The organism is Bacillus sp. RK1064 (assembly GCF_051488405.1).
In the GTDB taxonomy this organism is placed as follows: Bacteria; Bacillota; Bacilli; order Bacillales; family Bacillaceae; genus Bacillus.
In genome coordinates this window covers 749976-773687 of the sequence record NZ_JBPSCZ010000001.1, presented here as the reverse complement: position 1 = coordinate 773687, position 23712 = coordinate 749976, and the positions used below count along the sequence as shown (strand labels likewise).

24 protein-coding genes are annotated in these 23712 nt (G+C 43.4%); 23 read left to right on the top strand and 1 reads right to left on the bottom strand.

Annotated elements, in window-relative coordinates:
* Positions 1 to 37: 37 nt before the first annotated feature.
* From coaBC to spoVM, 12 genes are all read left to right on the top strand, one after another.
* A complete protein-coding gene (gene coaBC, locus ACSSTM_RS04070; protein ID WP_034662453.1) occupies positions 38 to 1255 on the top strand; it encodes a bifunctional phosphopantothenoylcysteine decarboxylase/phosphopantothenate--cysteine ligase CoaBC in 1218 nt (405 codons plus the stop codon).
* The gene (priA, locus tag ACSSTM_RS04065) at positions 1252 to 3660 is read left to right on the top strand and encodes a primosomal protein N' (RefSeq protein WP_034662451.1); all 2409 of its coding nucleotides are present in this window, start codon (positions 1252 to 1254) and stop codon (positions 3658 to 3660) included. Before coaBC ends, priA begins: the two co-directional genes overlap by 4 nt.
* A 15-nt stretch (positions 3661 to 3675) precedes the next feature.
* Positions 3676 to 4158: a peptide deformylase gene (gene def / locus ACSSTM_RS04060; protein ID WP_034662448.1), complete on the top strand. Its 483-nt coding sequence runs from the start codon at positions 3676 to 3678 to the stop codon at positions 4156 to 4158.
* 5 nt (positions 4159 to 4163) lie between these two features.
* Positions 4164 to 5117 carry a methionyl-tRNA formyltransferase gene (gene fmt, locus ACSSTM_RS04055; protein WP_106037772.1) on the top strand — a complete coding sequence of 318 codons (954 nt, stop codon included), beginning with the start codon at positions 4164 to 4166 and terminating at the stop codon, positions 5115 to 5117.
* On the top strand, positions 5104 to 6447 hold the full coding sequence (rsmB, locus tag ACSSTM_RS04050) for a 16S rRNA (cytosine(967)-C(5))-methyltransferase RsmB (protein ID WP_095285159.1): 1344 nt from the start codon (positions 5104 to 5106) through the stop codon (positions 6445 to 6447). The genes fmt and rsmB overlap by 14 nt, the downstream gene beginning before the upstream one ends.
* Positions 6448 to 6450: 3 nt before the next feature.
* The gene (rlmN, locus tag ACSSTM_RS04045) at positions 6451 to 7533 is read left to right on the top strand and encodes a 23S rRNA (adenine(2503)-C(2))-methyltransferase RlmN (RefSeq protein ID WP_034662441.1); all 1083 of its coding nucleotides are present in this window, start codon (positions 6451 to 6453) and stop codon (positions 7531 to 7533) included.
* 3 nt (positions 7534 to 7536) lie between these two features.
* Positions 7537 to 8307 carry a Stp1/IreP family PP2C-type Ser/Thr phosphatase gene (locus ACSSTM_RS04040; protein ID WP_437404000.1) on the top strand — a complete coding sequence of 257 codons (771 nt, stop codon included), beginning with the start codon at positions 7537 to 7539 and terminating at the stop codon, positions 8305 to 8307.
* Positions 8301 to 10256, top strand: a complete 1956-nt coding sequence (gene pknB, locus ACSSTM_RS04035; protein WP_437403999.1) for a Stk1 family PASTA domain-containing Ser/Thr kinase — start codon at positions 8301 to 8303, stop codon at positions 10254 to 10256. Before ACSSTM_RS04040 ends, pknB begins: the two co-directional genes overlap by 7 nt.
* A 12-nt stretch (positions 10257 to 10268) precedes the next feature.
* A complete protein-coding gene (gene rsgA / locus ACSSTM_RS04030; RefSeq protein WP_095285160.1) occupies positions 10269 to 11165 on the top strand; it encodes a ribosome small subunit-dependent GTPase A in 897 nt (298 codons plus the stop codon).
* A gap of 3 nt (positions 11166 to 11168) precedes the next feature.
* Complete coding sequence (gene rpe, locus ACSSTM_RS04025) at positions 11169 to 11819, top strand: ribulose-phosphate 3-epimerase (protein ID WP_034662431.1); 651 nt, start codon at positions 11169 to 11171, stop codon at positions 11817 to 11819.
* 60 nt (positions 11820 to 11879) lie between these two features.
* The gene (locus tag ACSSTM_RS04020) at positions 11880 to 12524 is read left to right on the top strand and encodes a thiamine diphosphokinase (RefSeq protein WP_060596226.1); all 645 of its coding nucleotides are present in this window, start codon (positions 11880 to 11882) and stop codon (positions 12522 to 12524) included.
* A 71-nt stretch (positions 12525 to 12595) separates the two neighbouring features.
* Positions 12596 to 12676 (top strand): stage V sporulation protein SpoVM, encoded by an 81-nt coding sequence (spoVM, locus tag ACSSTM_RS04015; RefSeq protein ID WP_008354550.1) that lies wholly within the window; start codon positions 12596 to 12598, stop codon positions 12674 to 12676.
* Between the two features lie 69 nt (positions 12677 to 12745).
* Here the strand turns inward: spoVM and rpmB are convergent, their stop codons facing one another.
* On the bottom strand, positions 12746 to 12934 hold the full coding sequence (gene rpmB, locus ACSSTM_RS04010) for a 50S ribosomal protein L28 (protein ID WP_003212514.1): 189 nt from the start codon (positions 12932 to 12934) through the stop codon (positions 12746 to 12748).
* A 271-nt stretch (positions 12935 to 13205) separates the two neighbouring features.
* Here rpmB and ACSSTM_RS04005 point away from each other — a divergent pair, with 271 nt between their 5' ends.
* From ACSSTM_RS04005 to rnc, 11 genes are all read left to right on the top strand, one after another.
* Positions 13206 to 13568: an Asp23/Gls24 family envelope stress response protein gene (locus ACSSTM_RS04005; RefSeq protein ID WP_003211680.1), complete on the top strand. Its 363-nt coding sequence runs from the start codon at positions 13206 to 13208 to the stop codon at positions 13566 to 13568.
* A 15-nt stretch (positions 13569 to 13583) separates the two neighbouring features.
* On the top strand, positions 13584 to 15257 hold the full coding sequence (locus ACSSTM_RS04000) for a DAK2 domain-containing protein (protein ID WP_034662426.1): 1674 nt from the start codon (positions 13584 to 13586) through the stop codon (positions 15255 to 15257).
* A 149-nt stretch (positions 15258 to 15406) separates the two neighbouring features.
* Positions 15407 to 16069 (top strand): L-serine ammonia-lyase, iron-sulfur-dependent subunit beta, encoded by a 663-nt coding sequence (gene sdaAB / locus ACSSTM_RS03995; RefSeq protein WP_034662425.1) that lies wholly within the window; start codon positions 15407 to 15409, stop codon positions 16067 to 16069.
* A gap of 20 nt (positions 16070 to 16089) precedes the next feature.
* Positions 16090 to 16992 (top strand): L-serine ammonia-lyase, iron-sulfur-dependent, subunit alpha, encoded by a 903-nt coding sequence (gene sdaAA, locus ACSSTM_RS03990; protein WP_034663849.1) that lies wholly within the window; start codon positions 16090 to 16092, stop codon positions 16990 to 16992.
* Positions 16970 to 19018, top strand: coding sequence for an ATP-dependent DNA helicase RecG (gene recG / locus ACSSTM_RS03985; RefSeq protein ID WP_095285162.1), 2049 nt, complete (start codon positions 16970 to 16972; stop codon positions 19016 to 19018). Before sdaAA ends, recG begins: the two co-directional genes overlap by 23 nt.
* Positions 19019 to 19130: 112 nt before the next feature.
* Positions 19131 to 19697, top strand: coding sequence for a transcription factor FapR (gene fapR, locus ACSSTM_RS03980; RefSeq protein WP_024424199.1), 567 nt, complete (start codon positions 19131 to 19133; stop codon positions 19695 to 19697).
* Between the two features lie 15 nt (positions 19698 to 19712).
* Complete coding sequence (gene plsX / locus ACSSTM_RS03975) at positions 19713 to 20711, top strand: phosphate acyltransferase PlsX (RefSeq protein WP_034662420.1); 999 nt, start codon at positions 19713 to 19715, stop codon at positions 20709 to 20711.
* A gap of 15 nt (positions 20712 to 20726) precedes the next feature.
* Entirely contained in the window at positions 20727 to 21671 is a 945-nt protein-coding gene (fabD, locus tag ACSSTM_RS03970; protein ID WP_034662418.1) for an ACP S-malonyltransferase, read from the top strand.
* Positions 21671 to 22414 (top strand): 3-oxoacyl-[acyl-carrier-protein] reductase, encoded by a 744-nt coding sequence (gene fabG, locus ACSSTM_RS03965; protein WP_060596235.1) that lies wholly within the window; start codon positions 21671 to 21673, stop codon positions 22412 to 22414. The genes fabD and fabG overlap by 1 nt, the downstream gene beginning before the upstream one ends.
* 81 nt (positions 22415 to 22495) lie before the next feature.
* Complete coding sequence (acpP, locus tag ACSSTM_RS03960; protein ID WP_003212028.1) at positions 22496 to 22729, top strand: acyl carrier protein; 234 nt, start codon at positions 22496 to 22498, stop codon at positions 22727 to 22729.
* A gap of 184 nt (positions 22730 to 22913) precedes the next feature.
* A complete protein-coding gene (gene rnc, locus ACSSTM_RS03955; RefSeq protein WP_034662415.1) occupies positions 22914 to 23657 on the top strand; it encodes a ribonuclease III in 744 nt (247 codons plus the stop codon).
* Positions 23658 to 23712: the final 55 nt, after the last annotated feature.

Genomic DNA, 23712 nt, shown 5'->3' with positions numbered 1-23712 from the left:
CGAATTTGTGAAAAAGGCCGTTAAGGGGGACAAACAAATGTTACAGTCAAAAAATATTTTGCTCGGCGTCAGCGGAGGAATCGCCGTATATAAAGCAGCTGCTCTTACTAGTAAACTCGTACAGGCGGGCGCAAATGTAAGAGTGATTATGACGGAATCTGCCCGTGAATTTGTGTCTCCGCTTACCTTCCAAGCTCTGTCTCGACATGAGGTGTATGTGGATACATTTAAAGAAAACAATCCAAAAGTCATTGCGCATATTGACGTAGCTGACTGGGCCGATCTCATTCTTGTTGCCCCTGCAACAGCACATACGATTGGTAAAATGGCGGCAGGGCTTGCAGATGATATGCTCACGACGACCTTACTTGCTTCAACCGCTCCTGTATGGATCGCACCAGCAATGAATGTGCATATGTATGATCACCCGGCTGTAAAGCGGAACATTCGCACATTATATGAGGACGGCTACCGGTTTATTGAGCCGAGTGAAGGTTATTTAGCCTGCGGCTACATTGGAAAAGGGCGGTTAGAGGAGCCTGAAAAAATTGTTGAGCACATCCGTGCATTTTTTGAAAAGCCAAAAAGCTTACCGCTTTCAGGTAAAAAAGTCGTGGTGACAGCAGGTCCTACACGAGAAGTCATCGATCCTGTGCGTTTCTTTACAAATCGATCGTCAGGAAAAATGGGCTATGCGATTGCAGAGGCTGCGCAGCAAATGGGGGCTGATGTCACGCTCATTTCAGGACCTGTTTCTTTAACGGCACCTGACCATGTACATGTGGTGCACGTTGAATCGGCAGAGGACATGTATCAAGCCGTATTAGATGTGTACGAGGAAGCGGACCTTGTCATTAAATCAGCAGCTGTCGCCGACTATACCCCTGTGACATCATATCCTCATAAAATGAAAAAACAGGACGGCGCCTTAGAGATTGAATTCACCCGGACAAAAGATATTTTAAAAGAGCTGGGGAAAAGAAAAGAGCATCAAGTGCTTGTCGGTTTTGCAGCTGAAACGCAGGATGTAGAATATTACGCGAAAAAGAAAATCGAATCCAAGCATTTAGATATGATTGTGGCCAACAACGTCACAAAAGAAGGTGCAGGCTTTGGCACAGACACAAATGTAGCAGCCGTCATCAAAGCAGATGGTACAACAAAAGAGCTGCCGATGATGAGCAAAAAAGACCTCGCTTTTGAAATCTTAAAGGAGGCAAAACAGCTGTTGCCAAAAGAGCGTGATCGAGCATGATTGCTGAAGTCATCGTGGATGTCACAACGAAAGCCATTGACCGGCCATTCGATTACCGTGTACCAGATCGATTCAAAGATCTCGTCAAAGCGGGAATGAGGGTGGTCGTTCCCTTTGGCCCAAGGAAGATTCAAGGGTTTGTGACAAAAGTCAAAGACGAAACAGACATAAAGACAGGAAACATCAAGGACATTGTCGATTTATTTGATTTATCACCTGTTCTGACAGATGAGCTATTGGAGCTTTCCCACTGGCTGACGGAAAAAACATTGTCCTATCACATTACGGCACTTCAATCGATGCTGCCTGCAGCCATGAAGGCGAAGTATGAAAAAGAAATTCAGGTGCTGTCAGATGAAGAACTTCCGCAGTCATTGAAAGAGCTTTTCGGTCAGCGAGATAGCATTCTTTACGCTGACATCCCGGCCGAACAACTAAAACAGATTCAAAAGCATGTCCAAAAAGGTCATCTAGAGGTAAGGTATCACGTCTCGCAAAAATCTGGAAAGAAAAAGGTACGCATGCTCCATCTAGCTGTATCGAAAGATAAGCTTGAAGAAAAACAACAGCAGCTTAAGAAAAATGCGGTGAAACAAAAGGCACTGCTCTCCTTTTTGCTTCAAGCGAGTGAGACGGCCTTTTTAGCGAAAGACTTGCAGCAGCAAACAGGCGCGAGTTCTCAAACGCTTAAAACCTTTATTCAAGAAGGGCTGCTAACAGAAAGCTATGAAGAGGTCTACCGTGATCCTTATCGTGACCGGGCGTTTACACCATCTGCTTCACTTGATCTCATGCCAGAACAAGCAGAAGCGGCAAAACATATTCATCAAGCAGTCAGTGATGACCGGCATGAAACCTTTCTGCTGCACGGGGTGACAGGAAGCGGTAAAACGGAAATATACTTGCAGACGATTGATCATGCCCTTCAAAAAGGAAAAGAAGCGATCGTCCTCGTTCCTGAAATCTCGTTAACCCCTCAAATGGTTCAGCGGTTTAAAGAACGATTCGGCTCAAATGTGGCTGTACTTCACAGCGGCTTATCGACAGGGGAAAAATATGATGAATGGCGGAAAATCCACCGCAAGGAAGTCAAGCTTGTCGTGGGCGCGAGATCTGCTGTTTTCGCTCCATTTGAAAATCTAGGCATGATTATCATAGATGAAGAGCATGAATCTTCTTATAAACAAGAAGAAATGCCTCGTTATCATGCCAAGGATGTCGCCATTGAACGAGCCAGAAGGCATCGATGCCCAGTCGTATTAGGCAGTGCAACCCCTTCACTTGAAACCTATGCGCGTGCGAAAAAAGGCGTGTTTACATTGCTGGCGCTCAAAAACCGCGTCAACCAGCAGCAGCTGCCGCACGTTTCGTTAATTGATATGAGAGAAGAATTGAGAAATGGCAACAGGTCCATGTTTTCAGAAGAATTAATGCTCAGATTAAAGGAAGTGCTTGAAAGAAAAGAACAAGCCGTCTTATTTCTGAATAAAAGGGGCTATTCATCCTTTGTGATGTGCCGTGATTGCGGATATGTGGAGCAATGTCCTCATTGCGAAATTTCTCTCACCTATCACCGCTATCAAAAACGGCTGAAATGCCATTATTGCGGGCACGAAGCACCGGTGCCTGCTGAATGTCCAGAATGCCATAGTGAGCATATTCGCTATTTTGGGACGGGTACGCAGCGTGTAGAAGAAGAGCTTACAAAAGTACTGCCTGAGGCAAGAGTGATCCGAATGGATGTGGATACAACGTCTCGTAAAGGTGCTCACGAAAAGCTCCTCACGTCTTTTGGCAATAAAGAAGCGGACATTTTGCTCGGGACGCAGATGATAGCAAAAGGGCTAGATTTCCCAGATGTCACACTTGTTGGTGTTCTCAGTGCGGATACGTCTCTTCATATTCCTGATTTTCGTTCAAGTGAAAAAACATTTCAGCTTCTCACGCAGGTCAGCGGCAGGGCAGGACGTCATGAAAAAGCGGGTTCTGTGATCATTCAATCGTATACGCCTTCTCACTATAGTATTGAATTAACGAAGCAGCATGACTATGAAGCCTTTTATGAACAGGAGATGCTGCATCGCCGCCACCAGTCCTATCCGCCGTATTACTATTTGGCAATGGTGACGGTATCACACGAGGAAGTGACGAAGGCAGCGCATGTCACTGATCAAATTGTCCAGTTCCTAAAAATGAACTGTGCACCGAATACAAGAATCCTTGGTCCGGCTGCATCACCAATCGCTAAGATCAAAGATAGATATCGATATCAATGCGTGATAAAATACAAAAGGGAAAATGAACTGGCAAGTTTACTACGGAAAATACAAGATCATTATCAAAAGGAAATGGAACAAAAACAATTGATGATTTCAATAGATATGAATCCATATATGATGATGTAAAACGGAGGGCTTTAAGTGGCAGTAAAACCAATAGTCATACATCCGGCAGAAGTACTTGAACAAAAGGCAGAGCCTGTTGATACGTTCGATAAAAAGCTCAAAAAACTGCTTGATGATATGTATGATACAATGCTTGAGCTAGATGGAGTCGGACTAGCAGCACCACAAATCGGCATTTCACAAAGAATGGCTGTTGTCGATATCGGAGAAGAACCTGGCAGAATTGATTTAGTGAATCCCGAGGTTCTTGAAGTGAAAGGAAGTCAAACAGATATTGAAGGCTGCCTGAGCTTTCCATCTTTATACGGCACAGTAGAAAGACCAAGCTATGTGAAGGTAAAAGCCTTTGATAAGAAAGGCAAACCATTTACAATAGAAGCAGAAGGATTTTTAGCAAGAGCCTTATTGCACGAAATTGATCATTTAGACGGCATATTATTCACGTCGAAAATCATTCAAACCTATACAGAAAAAGAACTTGCGGAAATGGAAGGGTGAAGAAAATGGCACGTATTGTATTTATGGGAACCCCTGATTTCTCAGTACCTGTGCTGCAAACACTCATAACAGAAGGATATGAAGTTGTCGGGGTCGTCACGCAGCCAGATCGCCCAAAAGGCAGAAAACGAGTACTCACACCGCCTCCTGTGAAAGTAGAAGCCTTAAAGCACGGCATTCCTGTACTGCAGCCTGAAAAGGTGCGTCTTGATGAAGAAATTGATAAAGTGCTTTCATTCAAGCCCGATTTAATTGTAACGGCGGCATTTGGACAAATTCTACCAAAACGATTACTGGATGAACCTCAGTTTGGCTGTATCAATGTTCATGCCTCACTGCTGCCAGAACTAAGAGGCGGCGCGCCGATCCATTATGCGATCCTTCAAGGTAAAAAGAAAACAGGCGTCACCATCATGTACATGGTGGAACGACTCGATGCAGGGGACATGATCAGTAAAGTAGAAGTAGAAATCGACGAATTAGACAATGTCGGTACATTACATGACAAATTAAGTGTAGCAGGCGCCGCATTGCTGAAAGATACTGTGCCAAATGTTCTGAGCGGATCTATTTCTCCAATTCCGCAAAATGAAGAAGCGGCAACGTACGCACCTAATATAAAGCGAGAGCAAGAAAGGTTAGACTGGACAAAGACCGGAGAAGAGCTTTACAACCAAGTTCGCGGCTTAAATCCATGGCCAGTTGCCTATACTGAATGGAACGGGGCTCATCTAAAAGTATGGGAAGCGAAAAAAGTTCCACTTCAAGTGCAAGAAGAACCTGGGAAAGTGATTGAGCTTCAAAAAGAAGGTCCGGTCATTGGAACTGGGAATAAGCAAGGCCTTTTATTAACAGGTGTGCAGCCAGCTGGTAAGAAAAAAATGAGCGGCGAAGACTTCTTAAGAGGCGCAAATATCGAAATTGGACAGAAATTAGGGTTAATGAATGAAGAAAAGTAATGTGAGAGAAGTAGCGCTGGACGCTTTAATCAAACTCGAACAAAACCAAGCTTACAGTAATTTGCTTTTGCAGTCAGTCATGAAAGACAAAGACTTGACAGATCAGGACAAACCGCTCTTAACAGAGCTTGTGTACGGTACACTGCAAAATAAGCTGGCATTAGATTATATGCTGGCACCATTTGTGAAAAAACCGCAAAAGGTGGCTCCATGGGTCATGCAGCTTTTGCGGATGTCTCTTTATCAAATGGTCTACCTTGAAAAGATTCCAGACCGTGCAGCCATCCATGAAGCAGTTGAGCTAACGAAAAAGAGAGGGCACAAGGGCATTTCTTCACTTGTGAACGGCGTTCTTCGTTCCGTGCAAAGAGAAGGTGTTCCGGCTTTTGATGACATCAAAGATCCGGTCAAGCGGCTTTCAATTGAGACAAGCCACCCATTATGGCTCGTGCAGGAATGGGTTCAGTCGTACGGATTTGAAGCGGCAGAAAGCATGTGCCGCATTCATTTAGTACCGCCAAAGCAAACCCTCCGTGTCAATCGAATGAAAACCGGCCGCGCGGCACTGCAGCAAGAACTGCTGGATGCCGGAATCGAAACGGAGCTCGGCGACTTATCTGAAGATGCACTCAAGCTGATGAAAGGGTCCATCGTTTCAACCCCTTCTTTTCAAGAAGGCTATGTGACCATTCAAGATGAAAGCTCAATGCTTGTCGCAAGAGCACTAGACCCTCAGCCGGGAGAAACAGTGCTTGACGCCTGTGCGGCTCCAGGCGGAAAATCAACACATATCGCAGAGCGTATGAACGACGAAGGACAAATTGTTTCACTTGATTTACATGAACACAAAGTGAAACTCATCAAACAAGCAGCAAAACGCCTGAACCTTACTCAGATTGAGGCAAAAGCGCTTGATGCGAGGAAAGCGAAAGACTATTACAGCGAAGCTTCATTTGACCGTATTCTGATTGATGCGCCGTGTTCTGGTTTTGGCGTCATCAGACGAAAACCGGATATGAAATATACTAAGTCTCCAGAAGACTCAGCAAGGCTTGCTGCTATTCAGCAGGCAATCTTAAAAGAAGCAGCTCCGCTTTTAAAGCCTGGCGGAACCCTTGTATATAGTACATGTACAATGGACCCAACAGAAAATCAACAAGTGATTCATGCGTTTTTACAAGAACACCAAGACTTCGAACCCGATCTATCTCTTAATGAACGGCTGCCTGAGCAGGTTGCTCCGTTTGTTCAAAACGGAAGTGTACAAATTCTTCCTCATTATTTCGGAACAGATGGTTTCTTTATTTGCAGCATGAGAAAGAAGGGATAAAAAATGACAGAACAAAAAGTAAGAAAAGAACTGAAAACAGATATGCCGTCGATTTATTCATTTGAGCTTCACGAAATGAAAGAATGGTTAAAAGAACAAGACGAAAAGCCTTTCCGCGCAGCTCAAATTTTTGAGTGGCTTTATGAGAAACGTGTGACATCCTTTGATGAAATGTCTAACCTCTCCAAAGATTTAAGAGAAAAATTAAAAGATCAATTTACAATCACAACTTTAAAAACCGTGATCAAACAAACGTCTCAGGACGGAACGATCAAGTTTTTATTTGAACTGCATGATGGCTATACAATTGAAACAGTGCTTATGCGTCACGAATATGGAAACTCTGTCTGTGTCACGACTCAGGTTGGCTGTAGAATTGGCTGTACATTCTGTGCATCTACACTTGGCGGTTTAAAACGAAACCTTGAAGCGGGAGAAATCGTTGCACAAGTATTAAAAGTACAGCAGGCACTTGACGAAACAGATGAGAGAGTCAGCTCTGTTGTCATCATGGGAATTGGCGAACCGTTTGATAACTTTGAAGAAATGCTTGCCTTCCTTAAAATCATCAACCATGACAACGGCTTAAATATTGGTGCACGTCATATTACGGTTTCGACAAGCGGAATCATTCCAAAGATCTATCAATTCGCTGATGAGCAAATGCAAATCAACTTTGCTGTATCCCTGCACGCACCGAACACAGAGATCAGAAGCCGCCTGATGCCGATCAATAAGGCATATAAGCTGCCAAAATTAATGGAAGCCATCGAATACTACATTCAAAAGACGGGTAGACGTGTCAGCTTTGAATACGGCCTGTTTGGCGGAGTAAATGATCAAGTTCACCATGCGGAAGAACTTGCAGACCTATTAAAAGGAATCAAGTGCCACGTAAACCTCATTCCGGTGAACTATGTACCAGAGAGAGATTATGTGAGAACACCTAGAGAACAAATCTTCCTATTTGAAAAAACGCTGAAAGAACGCGGCGTAAACGTAACGATTAGACGAGAGCAAGGCCATGACATTGATGCTGCTTGCGGTCAGCTAAGAGCGAAGGAGCGTCAGGAAGAGACGAGGTGACGAATGTTGATAAGGGCAGCCTTTCTTACCGATACAGGAAAAGTCCGTCAGCATAATGAAGATGATGCAGGTATTTTTGAAGCAAAAGAAGACTCACTTCTCGCTGTTGTAGCAGACGGCATGGGAGGTCATCTTGCTGGTGATGTCGCCAGCAAGATGGCAGTCTCTTCTTTGAAAGAATACTGGGAAAAAACATCTTCAATTCCAGAAAAGCCAGCCGATCAAGAAAGCTGGTTAATCTCAAAAATCAGTGACATTAATGACCAAGTATATGAACATGCAAAAAACAATGAAGAGTGCCAAGGAATGGGGACGACCATTGTGTGTGCGCTCGTTCATTTGCAAACGGTCACAATTGCGCATATTGGAGACAGCCGCTGCTACCTGCTAAGAGAAGGAGCGCTGACCCAATTAACGGATGATCATTCACTTGTGAATGAACTTGTGAAAACAGGTGAAATTTCAAAAGCGGATGCAGAATATCATCCAAGAAAAAATGTGCTCACGAAAGCATTAGGAACAGATAAACGTGTTCAAATTGATGCACGCACCTTTGAAGTGGACCCAGGAGATCAAATCCTGCTTTGCTCAGATGGTCTATCGAATAAAGTAGAAGAAGAGAATTTGATTCATATTTTAACGCAAACGAACGCACCAGAGGAAAAAGTAACAGAGTTAATTCAAACAGCGAATGACAACGGCGGTGAAGATAACATTACAGCAGTACTGTTAGAAATCTCCTCCCGGCCAGAGGAGGGTGACAGCAAGTGTTGATCGGAAAAAGGATCAGCGGCCGTTATCAGATTCTTCGCGTCATAGGCGGAGGCGGAATGGCAAACGTCTATTTGGCGGAGGATATGATTTTAGATCGCGAAGTAGCGATTAAAATTTTGCGGTTTGACTTTGCGAGCGATGAAGATTTTATTAGACGATTCCGGCGGGAAGCGCAATCAGCTGCAAGCTTAGATCATTCGAATATTGTCAGCATCTACGATGTAGGGGAAGAAGATGACATTTATTATATTGTCATGGAATATGTCGAGGGGATGACGCTGAAAGAATACATACACGCCAATGGCCCGCTTCATCCGAAAGAAGCCGTTCGCATAATGGAGCAAGTCGTTGCGGCGATGGAAGAAGCCCATGCGAAACAGCTCGTCCACCGTGACATTAAGCCTCACAATATATTAATAGACAATATGGGGAATATCAAAGTCACTGATTTTGGGATTGCCATGGCACTCAGCTCAGCGACCATTACCCATACAAATTCTGTCCTAGGCTCCGTGCACTATTTGTCTCCAGAACAAGCACGCGGAGGTCTTGCAACGAAAAAGTCAGACATCTATTCGCTTGGGATTGTGCTTTATGAACTCATCTCAGGACGCATGCCATTTGAAGGGGAATCGGCTGTCAGTGTCGCACTGAAGCATTTGCAATCAGAGCCTCCATCTGTGAGGAGATGGAATCCTTCTGTTCCACAAAGCGTGGAAAACATCATTTTAAAGGCGATGGCCAAAGATCCATTTTATCGATATGAAGATGCATCTGAAATGCAAAAAGACTTAAAAACCGCTTTCGATCCAGCCAGATTAAAAGAAAAACGCTTTGTCATTGAAGAAGACCATGAAGCAACGAAAGCGATCCCAATCATTCAAGATCATCTAATCGATCAAGACAATGAAAAAACAGCTGTCCACCCGGCTCAAAAACCGAAGAAAAAAGAGAAACAAAAGCCGAAAAAGAAACGAAAAAAATGGCCATGGATTGTGGTATCCATCTTATTTATATTGACTGCTGCGACAATTTTAGCCATCACTGTGTTTCCAGGGCTGCTTTTTCCAAAAGATGTGGAAGTCACAGATGTATCTGGCATGACGGTTGAAAAAGCAGAAGATGCCTTGAAGAAAGCTGGGTTTTCCGTCGCTTCGGAGTCAATAGAGATCGCTGATGAGAAAATTGAAAAAGGTCTCGTCGTCAAAACAGATCCGAAAATCGGCACAAAGGTCAAAGAAGGAACAGAGATTCAGCTTTACGAAAGTACTGGCAAGGAAAAGACCGAATTACCTGATGTTACAGGCGAAAAGGTCGATAAAGCAAAAGAAATATTAGAGAAAAAAGGGTTTAAACAGGTCGTTGTGGAGGAAGTGAATGATAATGACACCGAATCTGGGATTGTCATGGAACAGAATCCATCAGCGAATACAGAGCTTGTAGCAGCAGATGAGGAAGTCACGTTGACTGTCAGCATAGGTCCTGCCGATATTACATTACGTGATTTAACGACGTATAGTAAGCAGGCGGCATCGAATTATTTAGAGGATAACGGATTAAAGCTTGATGAAAAAGAAGCGCATTCTGACGATGTGCCAAAAGGCGAGGTCATGAAGCAGGAACCAGGAGCAGGAACTGCTGTTAAACCAGGTGATACGGTTAAGATTACATTCTCTCTTGGACCGAAGGAAAAACCAGCCAAAACGGTGACTGAAAAGATTGCGATCCCTTATGAACCAGAAACGGAAGGGCAGGAGATGAATGTCCAAATTTCCATTGATGATGCGGAGCATAGCATCTCTGATTCATATGAAAGCTTTACAATCACTGCGCCGACTGAGCGGACCATTAAGTTTAAGATTGAACCAGGTCAAAAAGGATATTATCAAGTGACGGTTGATGATAAAGTCGTAAGCTCTAAAACGATCGAATACCCTGATGATGAATAAAGGAGGGACTTTATGCCTGAGGGCAAAATTATAAAAGCATTAAGCGGATTCTACTATGTGCTGGATGAATCGCAAGAGAGTGGAAAAGTGGTTCAGTGCAGAGCGAGAGGCATCTTTCGAAAAAACAAAATTACACCTCTTGTTGGCGATTACGTCGTGTATCAAGCAGACAACGATAAAGAAGGCTACTTATTAGAAGTAAAAGAACGGACAAACGAACTTGTTCGTCCGCCTATTAGTAATGTTGATCAAGCGGTACTTGTTTTCTCAGCAGCAGAACCAACTTTTAGTACATCACTTTTAGACAGATTTTTAGTGCTTGTTGAAGCCAATCATATTGAGCCGATTATCTGCATCACTAAAATGGACTTATTGAAAACAGACGAAGAGCGTGAAACGATCATGGCATATGCAGACGACTATCGGCAAATTGGCTATGAGGTTCATTTAACCTCTACGATTGAAGGAGATGGCATTGAGAAGCTGACTCCGGACTTTCACAATAAAATTACGGTATTTGCCGGTCAGTCTGGTGTAGGCAAGTCCTCTCTTTTAAATGCGATGAGTCCTGAATTGGCGCTGAAAACAGATGATATCTCATCCCATCTCGGACGAGGAAAGCATACGACAAGACATGTCGAACTCATTCGAACAGCAGACGGGCTCATTGCAGATACTCCGGGCTTTAGCTCGCTCGAATTTACTGGCATCGAAGCAGAAGATCTAGGTCTATACTTTTTAGATATTAGAGACCGAAGTGCAGATTGTAAATTTCGAGGCTGCCTGCACGTGAAAGAGCCTGGGTGTGCGATAAAAGATGCGGTCGAGCATGATCAAATCAAAGAGTATCGTTATCAGCATTATTTAGAGTTTTTAACTGAAATCAAAGACAGAAAGCCGAGGTACTAAATCATGGTTTATATTGCCCCTTCCATTTTATCAGCAGATTTTGCCAATTTGGAGAAAGATATCCGTGATGTGGAACAAGGCGGTGCGGATTACATTCATATCGATGTCATGGACGGTCATTTTGTACCGAATATGACATTTGGGCCAAATGTCGTCGAAGCGATTAGACCGCATACGCGTCTTCCGCTTGATGTTCACTTAATGATTGAGCAGCCAGACCGGTATATTCCTGCATTCGCAAAAGCAGGCGCTGACATTATTTCTGTTCATGTGGAAGCTTGTCCGCACTTACACCGAACAATACAGCACATTAAAGAACAAGGTGTAAAAGCAGGGGTCGTCTTGAATCCTCACACACCTGTTTCTCACATTGAGCATGTATTAGAGGATGTGGACCTTGTGTTATTCATGACGGTGAATCCTGGTTTTGGGGGACAGGCATTTATTCCATCTGTCCTCACGAAGGTAAAAGAAGTAAAAGCACTGAGTGAACAAAAGGGCTTAACCGATTTACTGATAGAAATAGACGGCGGTGTCAATGTAGAGACTGCAAAGAGCTGCAGGGAAGCAGGCGCTAATTTACTTGTAGCGGGCTCTGCGGTATACGGTAAAGACAACCGCGCAGCAGCTATCCAGGCAATTCGAGAAGCGTAAAGAAAGGAACCAAAGTCATTGTGATCTTTGGTTCTTTTTATATAGAGAGGAGCGTATATCATGCACATACATATCGTAGCCGGCGGTCCTTTTGAATACATTCCGCCACTTGAACATGAAGCATCACAGAAGGATATTCTCTGGATTGGCGTAGACCGTGGAACCCTCTTCTTACTAGAGCAAGGCATCATCCCTGCCAAAGCCTTTGGTGATTTTGACAGTGTGACAGAAGAAGAGCTTCGGGAGCTGAAAGAAAAATTGCCTGCCCTGAATGTATTTCAAGCTGAAAAGGATGAAACCGATTTAGAGCTTGCACTGAACTGGGCACTGAGTCAGCATCCAGCACATATTTACATCTACGGTATTACGGGAGGAAGGGCTGATCATTTTCTAGGAAATATCCATCTTCTTTACAAAGGGATTCAGCACAAGCAGAATATCACCCTTGTAGACAAACAAAATATCATTCAAATGTTTGAACCTGGTACATACGAAATAAAAGAAGATCAGGATAAAAAATATGTGTCGTTTCTACCCTTTGGAACACCGGTTGAAAAGCTGACATTAAAAGGTTTCAAATATCCTCTGAAAAATTGTCATATTGAGCCTGGTTCCACACTATGTATTAGTAACGAACTCATCCACTCAAATGGTACTTTTTCTTTTCATGAAGGCATATTAATAATGGTAAGAAGCAAAGATTGACCAACCTATCAATGTGGATGGCTGATTAAGCTCAATTGTGCTGCAAGCGGTACTTTTAGGAGGGGGACAAAATGAAATTTTATACAATCAAACTGCCTAGATTTCTTGGCGGCATTGTCCGTGCGATGCTTGGTTCATTTAAGAAAGATTAATGAGTAATCTCCTTTATTTCCACATAAAAACGCCTGCTACAATTAATTGTAGCAGGCGTTTACTCTTGCTTATACACGCTCAACTTTACCAGATTTCAAAGCTCGAGCTGATACATATACTCTTTTAGGCTTACCGTCCACTAGAATACGAACTTTTTGAAGATTCGCGCCCCATGTACGTTTTGTAGAGTTCATTGCGTGAGAACGGTTGTTCCCAGCTTTTGTTTTTCTGCCTGTAATAACGCATTTACGTGCCATTTGTTTCCCTCCTAACTGCGAAAACATCATCATATTCTTCATATACGTACTTAGAGATGCCTCAAGATACTTTAATAATTTACCACAGCTTCAAGGGGTTTGCAAGGATTGTTTACTCCTCTTTCAAGAAAAATACCTTGACATCTTGATAAAAAATCAAGGCTATAGTATAAGTAGGATTGGGTCGGATTGAATGATTTCTTTTAAAAAGAAGGGTCTTATAGTAAAATAGTGATAACTCAGGGCAATTTCTCAAAAAGGGGGAACCAATGTGTCCATTGAACTTAGAACGAAATACGGACAAATTGATATATCAAATGAAGTCATTGCAATGGTGGCAGGAGGCGCTGCGATCGATTGCTATGGTATTGTTGGGATGGCGTCCAAAAATCAAATCAAGGACGGCTTGACGGATATTCTCCGCAAAGAGAACTTCAGCCGGGGTGTTCTTGTGCGTCAAAAAGAAGACCGCATTCATATTGATATGTACATCATCGTCAGCTACGGTACAAAAATATCAGAAGTCGCACATAATGTTCAAACGAAAGTCAAATATACGATTTCTCACACAGTTGGACTTTCTGTTGATTCGGTCAACATTTATGTACAAGGAGTAAGAGTTACGAACCCGTAGTAAGGAGGAAATATATTGTCTATTAGAAATCTTGATGGCCGCTCATTTGCAAAAATGATTCTTGCAGGTGCTCACCATCTTTCTCAAAACGCACAAATTGTTGATGCGTTAAATGTTTTTCCAGTGCCAGACGGAGACACGGGGACAAATATGAATTTGTCGATGACTTCAGGGGCAAAAGCAGTTGAAGAAACAAATACCGATCATATTGGGAAGGTCGGCGTGGCCCTGTCAAAAGGGCTATTGATGGGCGCAAGAGGAAACTCAGGCGTGATCCTTTCACAGCTCTTTAGAGGTTTCAGTAAACATATCGAACAAAAAGAAACGATTGATGCAAAAGAATTTGCCCTTGCCTTACAGGCAGGTGTTGATACAGCATATAAAGCCGTGATGAAACCGATTGAAGGGACCATCTTAACGGTTGCAAAGGATGCAGCAAAGAAAGCGGTTGCTGTTTCAGCGGCAGAAAATGACATTGACCGCGTTCTTGAGTTAACGATTGAGGAAGCGAGAGCATCACTTGATCGAACGCCGGATCTGCTTCCTGTTTTAAAAGAAGTGGGCGTTGTCGATAGTGGGGGTAAAGGACTTCTATGCGTATATGAAGGTTTCCTTGCTTCATTAAGAGGAGAGGACCTCCATCTGAAAGCGGCCTCTTTGCCAACGTTAAAAGAACTTGTCAGTGCAGAGCATCATAAAAGTGCACAAAGCCATATGAACACTGAAGATATCGAATTTGGTTATTGTACTGAATTTATGGTGAAATTTGAAGAAGACAAACAGTCCTTTGATGAGAATGCCTTCAGAGAAGACTTAAGCGAATTCGGAGATTCACTTCTTGTGGTGTCTGATGAAACGCTGGCGAAAGTTCATATTCATGCAGAGCAGCCTGGAGATGTCTTATCCTATGCACAGCGCTACGGCAGCCTGATCAATATGAAAATTGAAAATATGAGAGAGCAGCATAGCTCGATTGTGAACGAAGAAAGAGAACACGCGCCCGCTGCACCAAAGGCACCTGCTGCTGAAAAACAGCGCTTTGGAGTCGTCAGTGTCGCAATGGGAGAAGGAATTGCTGACTTGTTTAAAAGTATCGGAGCTTCCGTCGTCATTGAAGGCGGACAGACGATGAACCCGAGCACAGAAGACATTGTCACAGCAATTGAAAGCGTACATGCCGAAACCGTCTTTATCTTACCTAATAATTCTAATATTGTCATGGCAGCGAAACAGGCGGCAACTGTCTCAAGTCGTGAGGTCGTTGTCATTCCGACGAAGACCGTTCCCCAAGGAATGTCGGCACTTCTTTCTCTAAATGAAGCAGCTTCAAATGAAGACAACGAAGCAGCAATGCTAGAAGCGATTGACCACGTGAAAAGCGGCCAAATTACCTTTGCAGTGAGAGATACCCAAATTGATGGAATCGACATTGCCAAAGGCGATTATATGGGTCTCTTTAACGGGAAAATTACCTTAACCGCGAAAAATCAATTAGATGCAGCAAAAGAGCTTTTGACCAAAATGGTGACAGAAGATGATGAGATTGTCACGATCATTAAAGGGGAAGATGCATCATCTGAAGAGATGGATGCGTTAGAAGCCTTTATTGAAGAAACATTTGAAGATGTAGAAGTTGAAGTCCACGATGGAAAACAGCCGCTTTATTCATATATTTTGGCTGTTGAATAACGAAAGAAGGGCAAATAAAGCCCTTCTTCTTCTTTTGCAATTTTTTACTAGTGATTCAACGGTGAAATGAGTTGCGGGAAACGAATGAATCCATTAGTCTAAAGAAAGAACCAAACCAATTTGTGAGTGGTTATGAGAGGGGAAGACCTATGAAATTTAGAAGTGTGTTTGATATTATTGGACCCGTCATGATTGGTCCATCAAGTTCGCACACAGCGGGTGCGGCTCGTATAGGGAGAGTGGCTCGCAGCTTATTTGGAAGAGAACCGAAACAAATTGTCGTTTCATTTTATGGCTCTTTTAAAGATACGTATAAAGGACACGGTACAGATGTCGCCATTATCGGCGGTGTTCTTGATTTTGATACATTTGATGAACGCATCAAAACAGCGATTGATATTGCAAAAAGCAAAGAGATCGACATTGAATTTAAAGAAGAAGATGCGGTGCCAGCGCATCCGAATACAGCAAAAGTAGAGATATCAGATGCAAATGGAAAGCTTGAATTAATCGGGATTTCCATCGGCGGTGGTAAAATTGAAATCACTGAACTGAATGGCTTTGAGCTCAGGCTTTCAGGAAATCATCCTGCCATTCTTGTGGTTCATAACGATCGCTACGGCACGATTGCAGCAGTGGCCAATGTGTTAGCGAAATTCGCCATCAACATCGGTCATATGGAAGTGGCACGTAAAGATGTCGGGCAAGAGGCTCTGATGACCATCGAAGTGGATCAAAATATTGACCCAGCTGTCCTATCAGAGCTTGAAACGCTGCCAAACATTATTCAAGTCACACAAATTGCAGAGTAACAACAAGGAGGTTATGAATGATGTTTAAAAACGTCAAAGAACTCGTGCAGCTAACAGAAGAACGGAATACCTCCATTTCAGAAATAATGATCGCGCAAGAAATGGAAGTGACAGGGAAGTCACGTGAAGATATTTTCTCCCAGATGTACCGCAACCTAGAAGTGATGGAACAGGCCGTAGAAAACGGGCTGAAAGGTGTGAAATCATTATCAGGTTTAACAGGCGGAGATGCGGTCAAACTTCAAGCATATATCGCATCAGGCAAAACGCTGTCTGGACATACAATATTAGATGCTGTCAGTAAGGCAGTGGCAACGAATGAAGTCAATGCCGCAATGGGGACGATTTGTGCAACGCCTACAGCAGGCTCAGCAGGTGTTGTGCCGGGTACGTTATTTGCAGTAAAAGAAACATTAAAGCCAACTAAGGAACAAATGGTCAGATTCCTATTCACCTCTGGTGCATTTGGCTTTGTTGTGGCCAATAATGCGAGCATCTCTGGTGCAGCAGGCGGCTGTCAGGCAGAGGTAGGTTCAGCATCAGGTATGGCGGCAGCAGCCATTGTCGAAATGGCAGGCGGTACACCTCAGCAATCTGCTGAAGCGATGGCGATTACACTGAAAAATATGCTTGGACTTGTTTGTGACCCAGTAGCTGGACTTGTCGAGGTACCGTGCGTAAAACGAAACGCAATGGGTGCATCAAATGCGATGATCGCAGCAGATATGGCACTTGCCGGCATCACAAGCCGTATTCCATGTGATGAAGTCATTGATGCGATGTATAAAATCGGTCAAACCATGCCAACGGCACTTCGTGAAACAGCACAAGGCGGACTTGCTGCAACACCGACAGCAAGAGAGCTTGAAAAGAAGATTTTCGGAGGTGTGACCTCATCTCGTGATACAGAAACTGCAAGATAACGTCTCTGTCCTCAAAGGGATTGGAGAAGAAACCGAAAAAACACTCAATGAACTTGGAATCTATACAGTAGCCGATTTGCTTGGCTACTTTCCTTATCGATATGACGACTATGAGCTTCGTAATTTAGAAGAAGTTAAGCATGATGAACGTGTCACAGTTGAAGGGAAAGTGCACAGTGAGCCCGTCCTCACCTATTATGGAAAAAAACGAAGCAGGCTGACATTCAGGCTGCTTGTCGGGCATTTTCTCATCACAGCGATTTGCTTCAATCGCCCTTATTTAAAACGAAGCCTTGTTTTAGGTGATACAGTATCCGTCACTGGGAAATGGGATAAAAACCGTCAATCCATCATGGTGCAGGAATTTAAAAAAGGGACGCACGAGCAAGATGGCAGTATAGAGCCTGTTTATTCAGTAAAAGAAAATGTAACCGTGAAGATGATGAGACGCTTTGTGAAACAGGCCCTGTCACTTTATGTAGACAAAGCCGAAGATCCACTGCCAAAGCAGCTTGCCTTTGCCTATAAACTCATGTCCTATCAGGAAGCGTTAAAAACCATTCACCTGCCAGAAACAAGAGACTCGCTCAAGCAAGCAAGACGCCGCTTTGTGTACGAAGAATTTCTCATCTTTCAATTGAAGATGCAGGCAATCAGAAAGAAAGAGCGAGAAAAAACATCAGGCATCCAGCATCCGTTTTCCAAAGAGGCTGTTTTTGAGTTTGTTCACAGCCTGCCATTTCCGCTGACGAAGGCACAATCAAGAGTGCTTGATGAAATTATGTCTGATATGGCATCCCCGTACCGGATGAACCGTCTGCTCCAAGGAGATGTTGGCTCAGGGAAAACAGCTGTTGCAGCCATTGCACTTTATGCCGCTCATTTATCCGGCTATCAAGGGGCATTGATGGTCCCAACAGAGATTTTGGCAGAACAGCATGCAGATTCACTTTACCAGCTGTTTGAAAAATGGGGACTGAATATCGCCCTTCTGACAAGCTCTGTGAAAGGAAAGCGCCGCAGAGAATTGCTGGAACGTCTAAAAGAGGGCGAGATTGATATATTAGTCGGTACGCATGCGCTCATTCAAGACGAAGTCGAATTTCAGCAGCTCGGTCTTGTTATCACAGATGAGCAGCACCGGTTTGGCGTAGAACAGCGAAAAAAACTAAGAAGTAAAGGACAGGATCCAGATGTCTTGTTTATGACTGCCACACCTATTCCGCGAACACTTGCGATCACTGTTTTTGGAGAAATGGACGTATCCGTCATTGATGAATTACCAGCCGGCAGAAAACAGATCGAAACGTATTGGGTCAAGCATGACATGCTTGAGAGGATTCTTGCATTTGTGGATAAAGAGCTGAGAAAAGGAAGACAGGCGTATATTATTTGTCCGCTCATAGAAGAATCAGACAAGCTGGATGTGCAAAATGCGATCGATGTCCACAGTATGCTGACAGAGGCTTACCGCGGTAAGTGGTCGATCGGCTTAATGCACGGGAAACTGGCGAGTGATGAAAAAGATCAGGTGATGAGAGACTTTACAGCAAATGAAGTTCAAATTCTCGTTTCAACCACAGTCGTTGAAGTCGGGGTCAACGTACCGAATGCGACTATCATGGTCATTTATGATGCAGACCGCTTCGGACTGTCTCAGCTTCATCAGCTCAGAGGCCGGGTTGGACGCGGAGAGCATCAATCATTTTGTGTTTTAATGGCGGATCCAAAATCAGAAACGGGGAAAGAGCGGATGCGGATCATGTCCGAAACAACCGACGGTTTTGAGCTGTCAGAAAAGGACTTAGAACTAAGAGGACCCGGCGATTTCTTCGGTAAAAAACAAAGCGGAATGCCTGAATTTAAAGTAGCAGATATGGTTCATGACTACAGAGCGCTGGAAACCGCTAGAAAAGATGCGGCAGAACTTGTGCAATCAGACGCATTTTGGACAGATCCCGAATACAAAGAACTTCGGCAAACGCTGGTAGACAGCGGGGTGCTGGGCGGAGATAAATTAAGCTGATCAAGCGCTGGAGGAATTTTCTTGTCTTTTTGAAACAAGGATTGATTTATCATCTATGAGATTATATACTACTATTAGTACCTAGTCATAAATGTACGGATGGTGTCTGCATATGAAACTAAATAAAAAAGAACGTCAAAAGCTTCTCCAGCAAACGATCAGCTCGACTCCGTTCATTACTGATGAAGAATTGGCAAGTAAATTCGGTGTAAGCATTCAAACGGTTCGTCTTGATCGTTTGGAACTGTCGATTCCTGAATTACGCGAAAGAATTAAGCATGTGGCCGAAAAGACATTAGAGGATGAAGTGAAGTCACTTCCGCTGGATGAAGTGATTGGAGAAATGATTGATGTAGAGCTTGATGACCAAGCCATTTCCATTTTAGAAGTGAGAAAAGAGCATGTATTTAGCCGAAATCAAATTGCCAGGGGACATCATCTCTTCGCCCAGGCAAATTCGCTGGCAGTAGCCGTCATTGACGATGAACTGGCGCTGACAGCAAAAGCGAATATTAGATTTACAAGGCAGGTTAAACAAGGCGAACGAGTCGTCTCGAAAGCTAAAGTAGCCTCACATGATAAAGAAAAAGGCAGAACTGTAGTTGAAGTAAACAGCTATGTCGGTGAGGAAGTTGTCTTCTCAGGTGACTTCGTCATGTATCGCTCAAAACAAAAGTAAAAGGTGGCACGTAATATGAGAATTGCAGTCGATGCAATGGGGGGAGACCATGCCCCTAAAGCCATTATTGACGGTGTGCAAAAAAGCTTAACGGCATTTTCAGATATCGAGATTACACTTGTCGGCGATGAAAACAAAATCAAACCATACATAACAAATAACGAGCGCATCACGATTTTAGATGCAAAAGAAGTCATTGAACCGACAGATGAACCAGTGCGTGCAGTTAGACGTAAAAAGGATTCATCTATGGTGAAAATGGCGCAGGAAGTATCCGAGGGACGTGCAGATGCCTGCATCTCAGCAGGAAATACTGGAGCTCTCATGACAGCAGGACTGTTTATTGTAGGAAGAATTGATGGCATAGACAGACCGGCACTTGCTCCAACACTGCCAACACTTGATGGCAGCGGGTTTTTATTACTGGATGTCGGCGCAAACGTTGATGCGAAACCAGAACACCTAATGCAATATGCCATGATGGGATCAATCTACGCAGAGCGTGTCTTTCCAAAGAGCAATCCGCGCGTTGGATTGTTAAATGTAGGAACAGAAGATAAAAAAGGCAACGATCTCACGAAAAAAACCTTTGAATTATTAAAAGCATCAGACTTGAATTTCGTAGGGAATGTGGAGTCTCGTGATTTACTAGAAGGTGTTGCTGATGTTGTTGTCACAGATGGTTTCACAGGAAATATCGCCCTGAAAACGATTGAAGGCACAGCCCTTTCTGTATTTAAAATGCTGAAAGAAACATTAACATCCAGCTTCACAGCAAAAATAGCAGCTGGCATGATGAAGCCGAAATTGATGCAGATGAAGTCTAAAATGGATTACTCCGAATATGGCGGTGCCGCTTTATTTGGTTTAAAGGCACCTGTCATTAAAGCACACGGCTCCTCTGATGAAAACGCCATTTTTCATGCAATTCGTCAGGCACGTGATATCGTAGAAAAAGACGTTTCAGCCATCATTCATCAAGAAGTCCAAAAAGAAACCACGAACGAGTCTTAATGGAGGTAAAGCAGCATGACTAAAATTGCATTTTTATTCCCTGGCCAAGGCTCTCAAAAAATTGGCATGGGAAAAGATTTATTTGACCAAGAAGCAGTATCTAAAGCTGTATTTGAAGAAGCAGACAAGACCCTCGGTTTTGACTTATCTTCGATGATTTTTGAAGGAGATGCAGAAGAATTGACGCTCACTTATAATGCGCAGCCAGCTCTTTTAACGACAAGTATCGCCATCTTAAAGAAATTTGAAGAGAGCGGAATCAAAGCAGATTACGCAGCAGGACATAGCCTTGGTGAATATACGGCCCTCGTTGCAGCAGGCGCACTTTCGTTTCAAGATGCTGTCTATGCAGTAAGAAAGCGCGGCGAATTAATGAACGAAGCTGTTCCAGCAGGAGAAGGCGCCATGGCAGCGATTCTTGGCTTAGATCAAGCAGCGCTTCTAGAATTGACAAAAGAAGTGACAGAGAGCGGTCACCTTGTAGAACTCGCTAACCTAAACTGTCCTGGTCAAATCGTCATCTCTGGTACAGCAAAAGGTGTAGAACTAGCTTCAGAGAAAGCGAAAGAAAAAGGCGCAAAACGTGCGATTGCCCTTGAAGTGAGCGGACCTTTCCATTCTGCCTTAATGAAACCAGCCGCTGAAAAATTCACAGATGTTCTGTCAAAGCTAAACATTTCGGATGCCAAAACACCAGTGATCTCAAATGTAACAGCAGACATCGTCACATCTCGTGATGCTATTGAGACAAAGCTCATTGAACAATTGTATTCTCCTGTTCGATTTGAAGAAAGTGTGGAACGCCTCATTGATTTAGGCGTGACAACGTTTATTGAAATTGGTCCGGGCAAAGTACTTTCAGGCCTTGTGAAAAAGGTCAATCGCCGCCTGACAACCATTTCTGTTTCAGATCAGGAAACAATTGAAGCAGCTATTCAAACATTGAAGGAGGATTCTTGATGCTTACAAATAAAACAGCCGTTGTAACAGGTGCATCACGCGGGATTGGCCGTTCCATCGCGATCGATTTAGCGAAGAATGGTGCAAATGTTGTCGTCAACTATTCTGGAAACGAAGCAAAAGCAAATGAAGTCGTAGACGAAATCAAAGCACTTGGCCAGCAGGCATTTGCCGTTAAAGCTGATGTTTCAAATGCTGAAGAAGTACAAGCGCTCATGAAACAAGCGATTGACACATTTGGTTCAATTGACATTCTTGTCAATAATGCAGGGATCACAAAGGACAACCTGCTCATGAGAATGAAAGAAAATGAATGGGATGACGTCATTAACATAAACTTAAAAGGGGTCTTTAACTGTACAAAAGCCGTGACACGTCAAATGATGAAACAGCGCAGCGGAAGAATCATCAACTTGGCTTCAGTAGTTGGCGTATGTGGAAACCCTGGACAAGCAAACTACGTTGCAGCAAAAGCTGGTGTCATCGGATTAACGAAAACAACAGCAAAAGAGCTGGCAACTCGTCATATTACAGTCAATGCAGTAGCACCAGGCTTTATTTCGACAGATATGACAGACAAGCTTGATGAGAATGTGCAGTCTGAAATGCTCAAACAAATCCCGCTTGCACGCTTTGGTGCACCTGAAGATATTAGCAACGTCGTTGTCTTTTTAGCTTCAGAAGGAGCAGGTTATATTACAGGCCAAACCATCCAAGTAGATGGCGGAATGGTTATGTCCTAAGAAATATCAAAATTTCATTAGGTTTTCTCTAGTTTTTTAAAAACGAATCAACTATAATACTTTGAGGGGAGGTGAAAGGCAATGGCAGACGTATTAGAGCGTGTATCAAAAATTATTGTAGACCGCCTTGGCGTTGATGAGGCTGACGTGAAAATGGAAGCTTCATTTAAAGAAGATTTAGGCGCTGATTCCCTTGATGTAGTTGAGCTAGTTATGGAACTTGAAGATGAGTTCGATATGGAAATTTCTGACGAAGATGCTGAAAAAATTGCAACAGTCGGTGACGCTGTGAACTACATAAATAGCCAGCAATAAGCGTAACAAAGTCCCGTCTATTTTCATGACGGGACTTTGAAAATTTATGTTAGTTTCAACACATTCAGCTGATCAATTGTCAGCCTTTTTCAGATGCTAAGGAGCAATGTTTCCTTGCATGTAGAAAGAGAGACTCCATATAATCAGTATCCTTAAAGGCGATTAAGCCTACCTGGAGGTTGCTATGCCAAAACACTATAAAGACAAACAGAAACAGAGCAAAAAACTAGAGCAATTTAGGGAATTCCAGCAGCGCATTTCTGTACACTTTCAAAATGAAAAGCTTCTATATCAAGCCTTTACGCATTCCTCTTATGTGAATGAACACCGGAAAAAGCCATACGAGGATAATGAAAGACTTGAATTTCTAGGAGATGCTGTTTTAGAATTGACGATCTCTCAATTCTTATTTGCGAAATATCCCGCGATGAGCGAGGGAGATTTAACGAAACTAAGAGCGGCAATCGTATGTGAACCGTCACTTGTGTCTCTGGCACATGAGCTGTCCTTCGGTGACCTTGTTCTTTTAGGAAAAGGCGAAGAAATGACAGGCGGGAGAAAACGACCAGCACTCTTAGCGGACGTATTCGAGGCGTTTATCGGCGCACTTTATTTAGATCAGGGGCTGGAGCCAGTGGAACGATTCCTAGAAGCCTATGTCTATCCGAAAATTAACGATGGAGCGTTCTCGCATGTCATGGACTTTAAAAGCCAGCTGCAAGAATTCGTTCAGCGCGATGGAAAAGGTGTACTGGAATACCACATCCTGCATGAAAAAGGACCAGCACATAACCGGGAATTTGAAGCAAATGTATCCCTGCGCGGAGAAGTGCTCGGAATTGGAAATGGCCGCTCTAAAAAAGAAGCAGAACAGCATGCTGCACAGGAAGCACTTGCTAAATTGCAGAAACATCATATGAACCAATAAAATCCCCCTCGTCATTCAGGGGGATTTCACTCTGTTTTCCATCATCTTTTTTCAC

Excerpts from the sequence above, each read along its gene's own strand:
- coaBC (WP_034662453.1), top strand. The coding sequence starts at position 38 with ATGTTACAGTCAAAAAATATTTTGCTCGGCGTCAGCGGAGGAATCGCC.
- priA (WP_034662451.1), top strand. The coding sequence starts at position 1,252 with ATGATTGCTGAAGTCATCGTGGATGTCACAACGAAAGCCATTGACCGG.
- fmt (WP_106037772.1), top strand. The coding sequence starts at position 4,164 with ATGGCACGTATTGTATTTATGGGAACCCCTGATTTCTCAGTACCTGTG.
- rsmB (WP_095285159.1), top strand. The coding sequence starts at position 5,104 with ATGAAGAAAAGTAATGTGAGAGAAGTAGCGCTGGACGCTTTAATCAAA.
- rlmN (WP_034662441.1), top strand. The coding sequence starts at position 6,451 with ATGACAGAACAAAAAGTAAGAAAAGAACTGAAAACAGATATGCCGTCG.
- ACSSTM_RS04040 (WP_437404000.1), top strand. The coding sequence starts at position 7,537 with ATGTTGATAAGGGCAGCCTTTCTTACCGATACAGGAAAAGTCCGTCAG.
- rsgA (WP_095285160.1), top strand. The coding sequence starts at position 10,269 with ATGCCTGAGGGCAAAATTATAAAAGCATTAAGCGGATTCTACTATGTG.
- rpe (WP_034662431.1), top strand. The coding sequence starts at position 11,169 with ATGGTTTATATTGCCCCTTCCATTTTATCAGCAGATTTTGCCAATTTG.
- ACSSTM_RS04020 (WP_060596226.1), top strand. The coding sequence starts at position 11,880 with ATGCACATACATATCGTAGCCGGCGGTCCTTTTGAATACATTCCGCCA.
- spoVM (WP_008354550.1), top strand. The coding sequence starts at position 12,596 with ATGAAATTTTATACAATCAAACTGCCTAGATTTCTTGGCGGCATTGTC.
- rpmB (WP_003212514.1), bottom strand. The coding sequence starts at position 12,934 with ATGGCACGTAAATGCGTTATTACAGGCAGAAAAACAAAAGCTGGGAAC.
- sdaAB (WP_034662425.1), top strand. The coding sequence starts at position 15,407 with ATGAAATTTAGAAGTGTGTTTGATATTATTGGACCCGTCATGATTGGT.
- sdaAA (WP_034663849.1), top strand. The coding sequence starts at position 16,090 with ATGTTTAAAAACGTCAAAGAACTCGTGCAGCTAACAGAAGAACGGAAT.
- fapR (WP_024424199.1), top strand. The coding sequence starts at position 19,131 with ATGAAACTAAATAAAAAAGAACGTCAAAAGCTTCTCCAGCAAACGATC.
- plsX (WP_034662420.1), top strand. The coding sequence starts at position 19,713 with ATGAGAATTGCAGTCGATGCAATGGGGGGAGACCATGCCCCTAAAGCC.
- fabD (WP_034662418.1), top strand. The coding sequence starts at position 20,727 with ATGACTAAAATTGCATTTTTATTCCCTGGCCAAGGCTCTCAAAAAATT.
- fabG (WP_060596235.1), top strand. The coding sequence starts at position 21,671 with ATGCTTACAAATAAAACAGCCGTTGTAACAGGTGCATCACGCGGGATT.
- acpP (WP_003212028.1), top strand. The coding sequence starts at position 22,496 with ATGGCAGACGTATTAGAGCGTGTATCAAAAATTATTGTAGACCGCCTT.
- rnc (WP_034662415.1), top strand. The coding sequence starts at position 22,914 with ATGCCAAAACACTATAAAGACAAACAGAAACAGAGCAAAAAACTAGAG.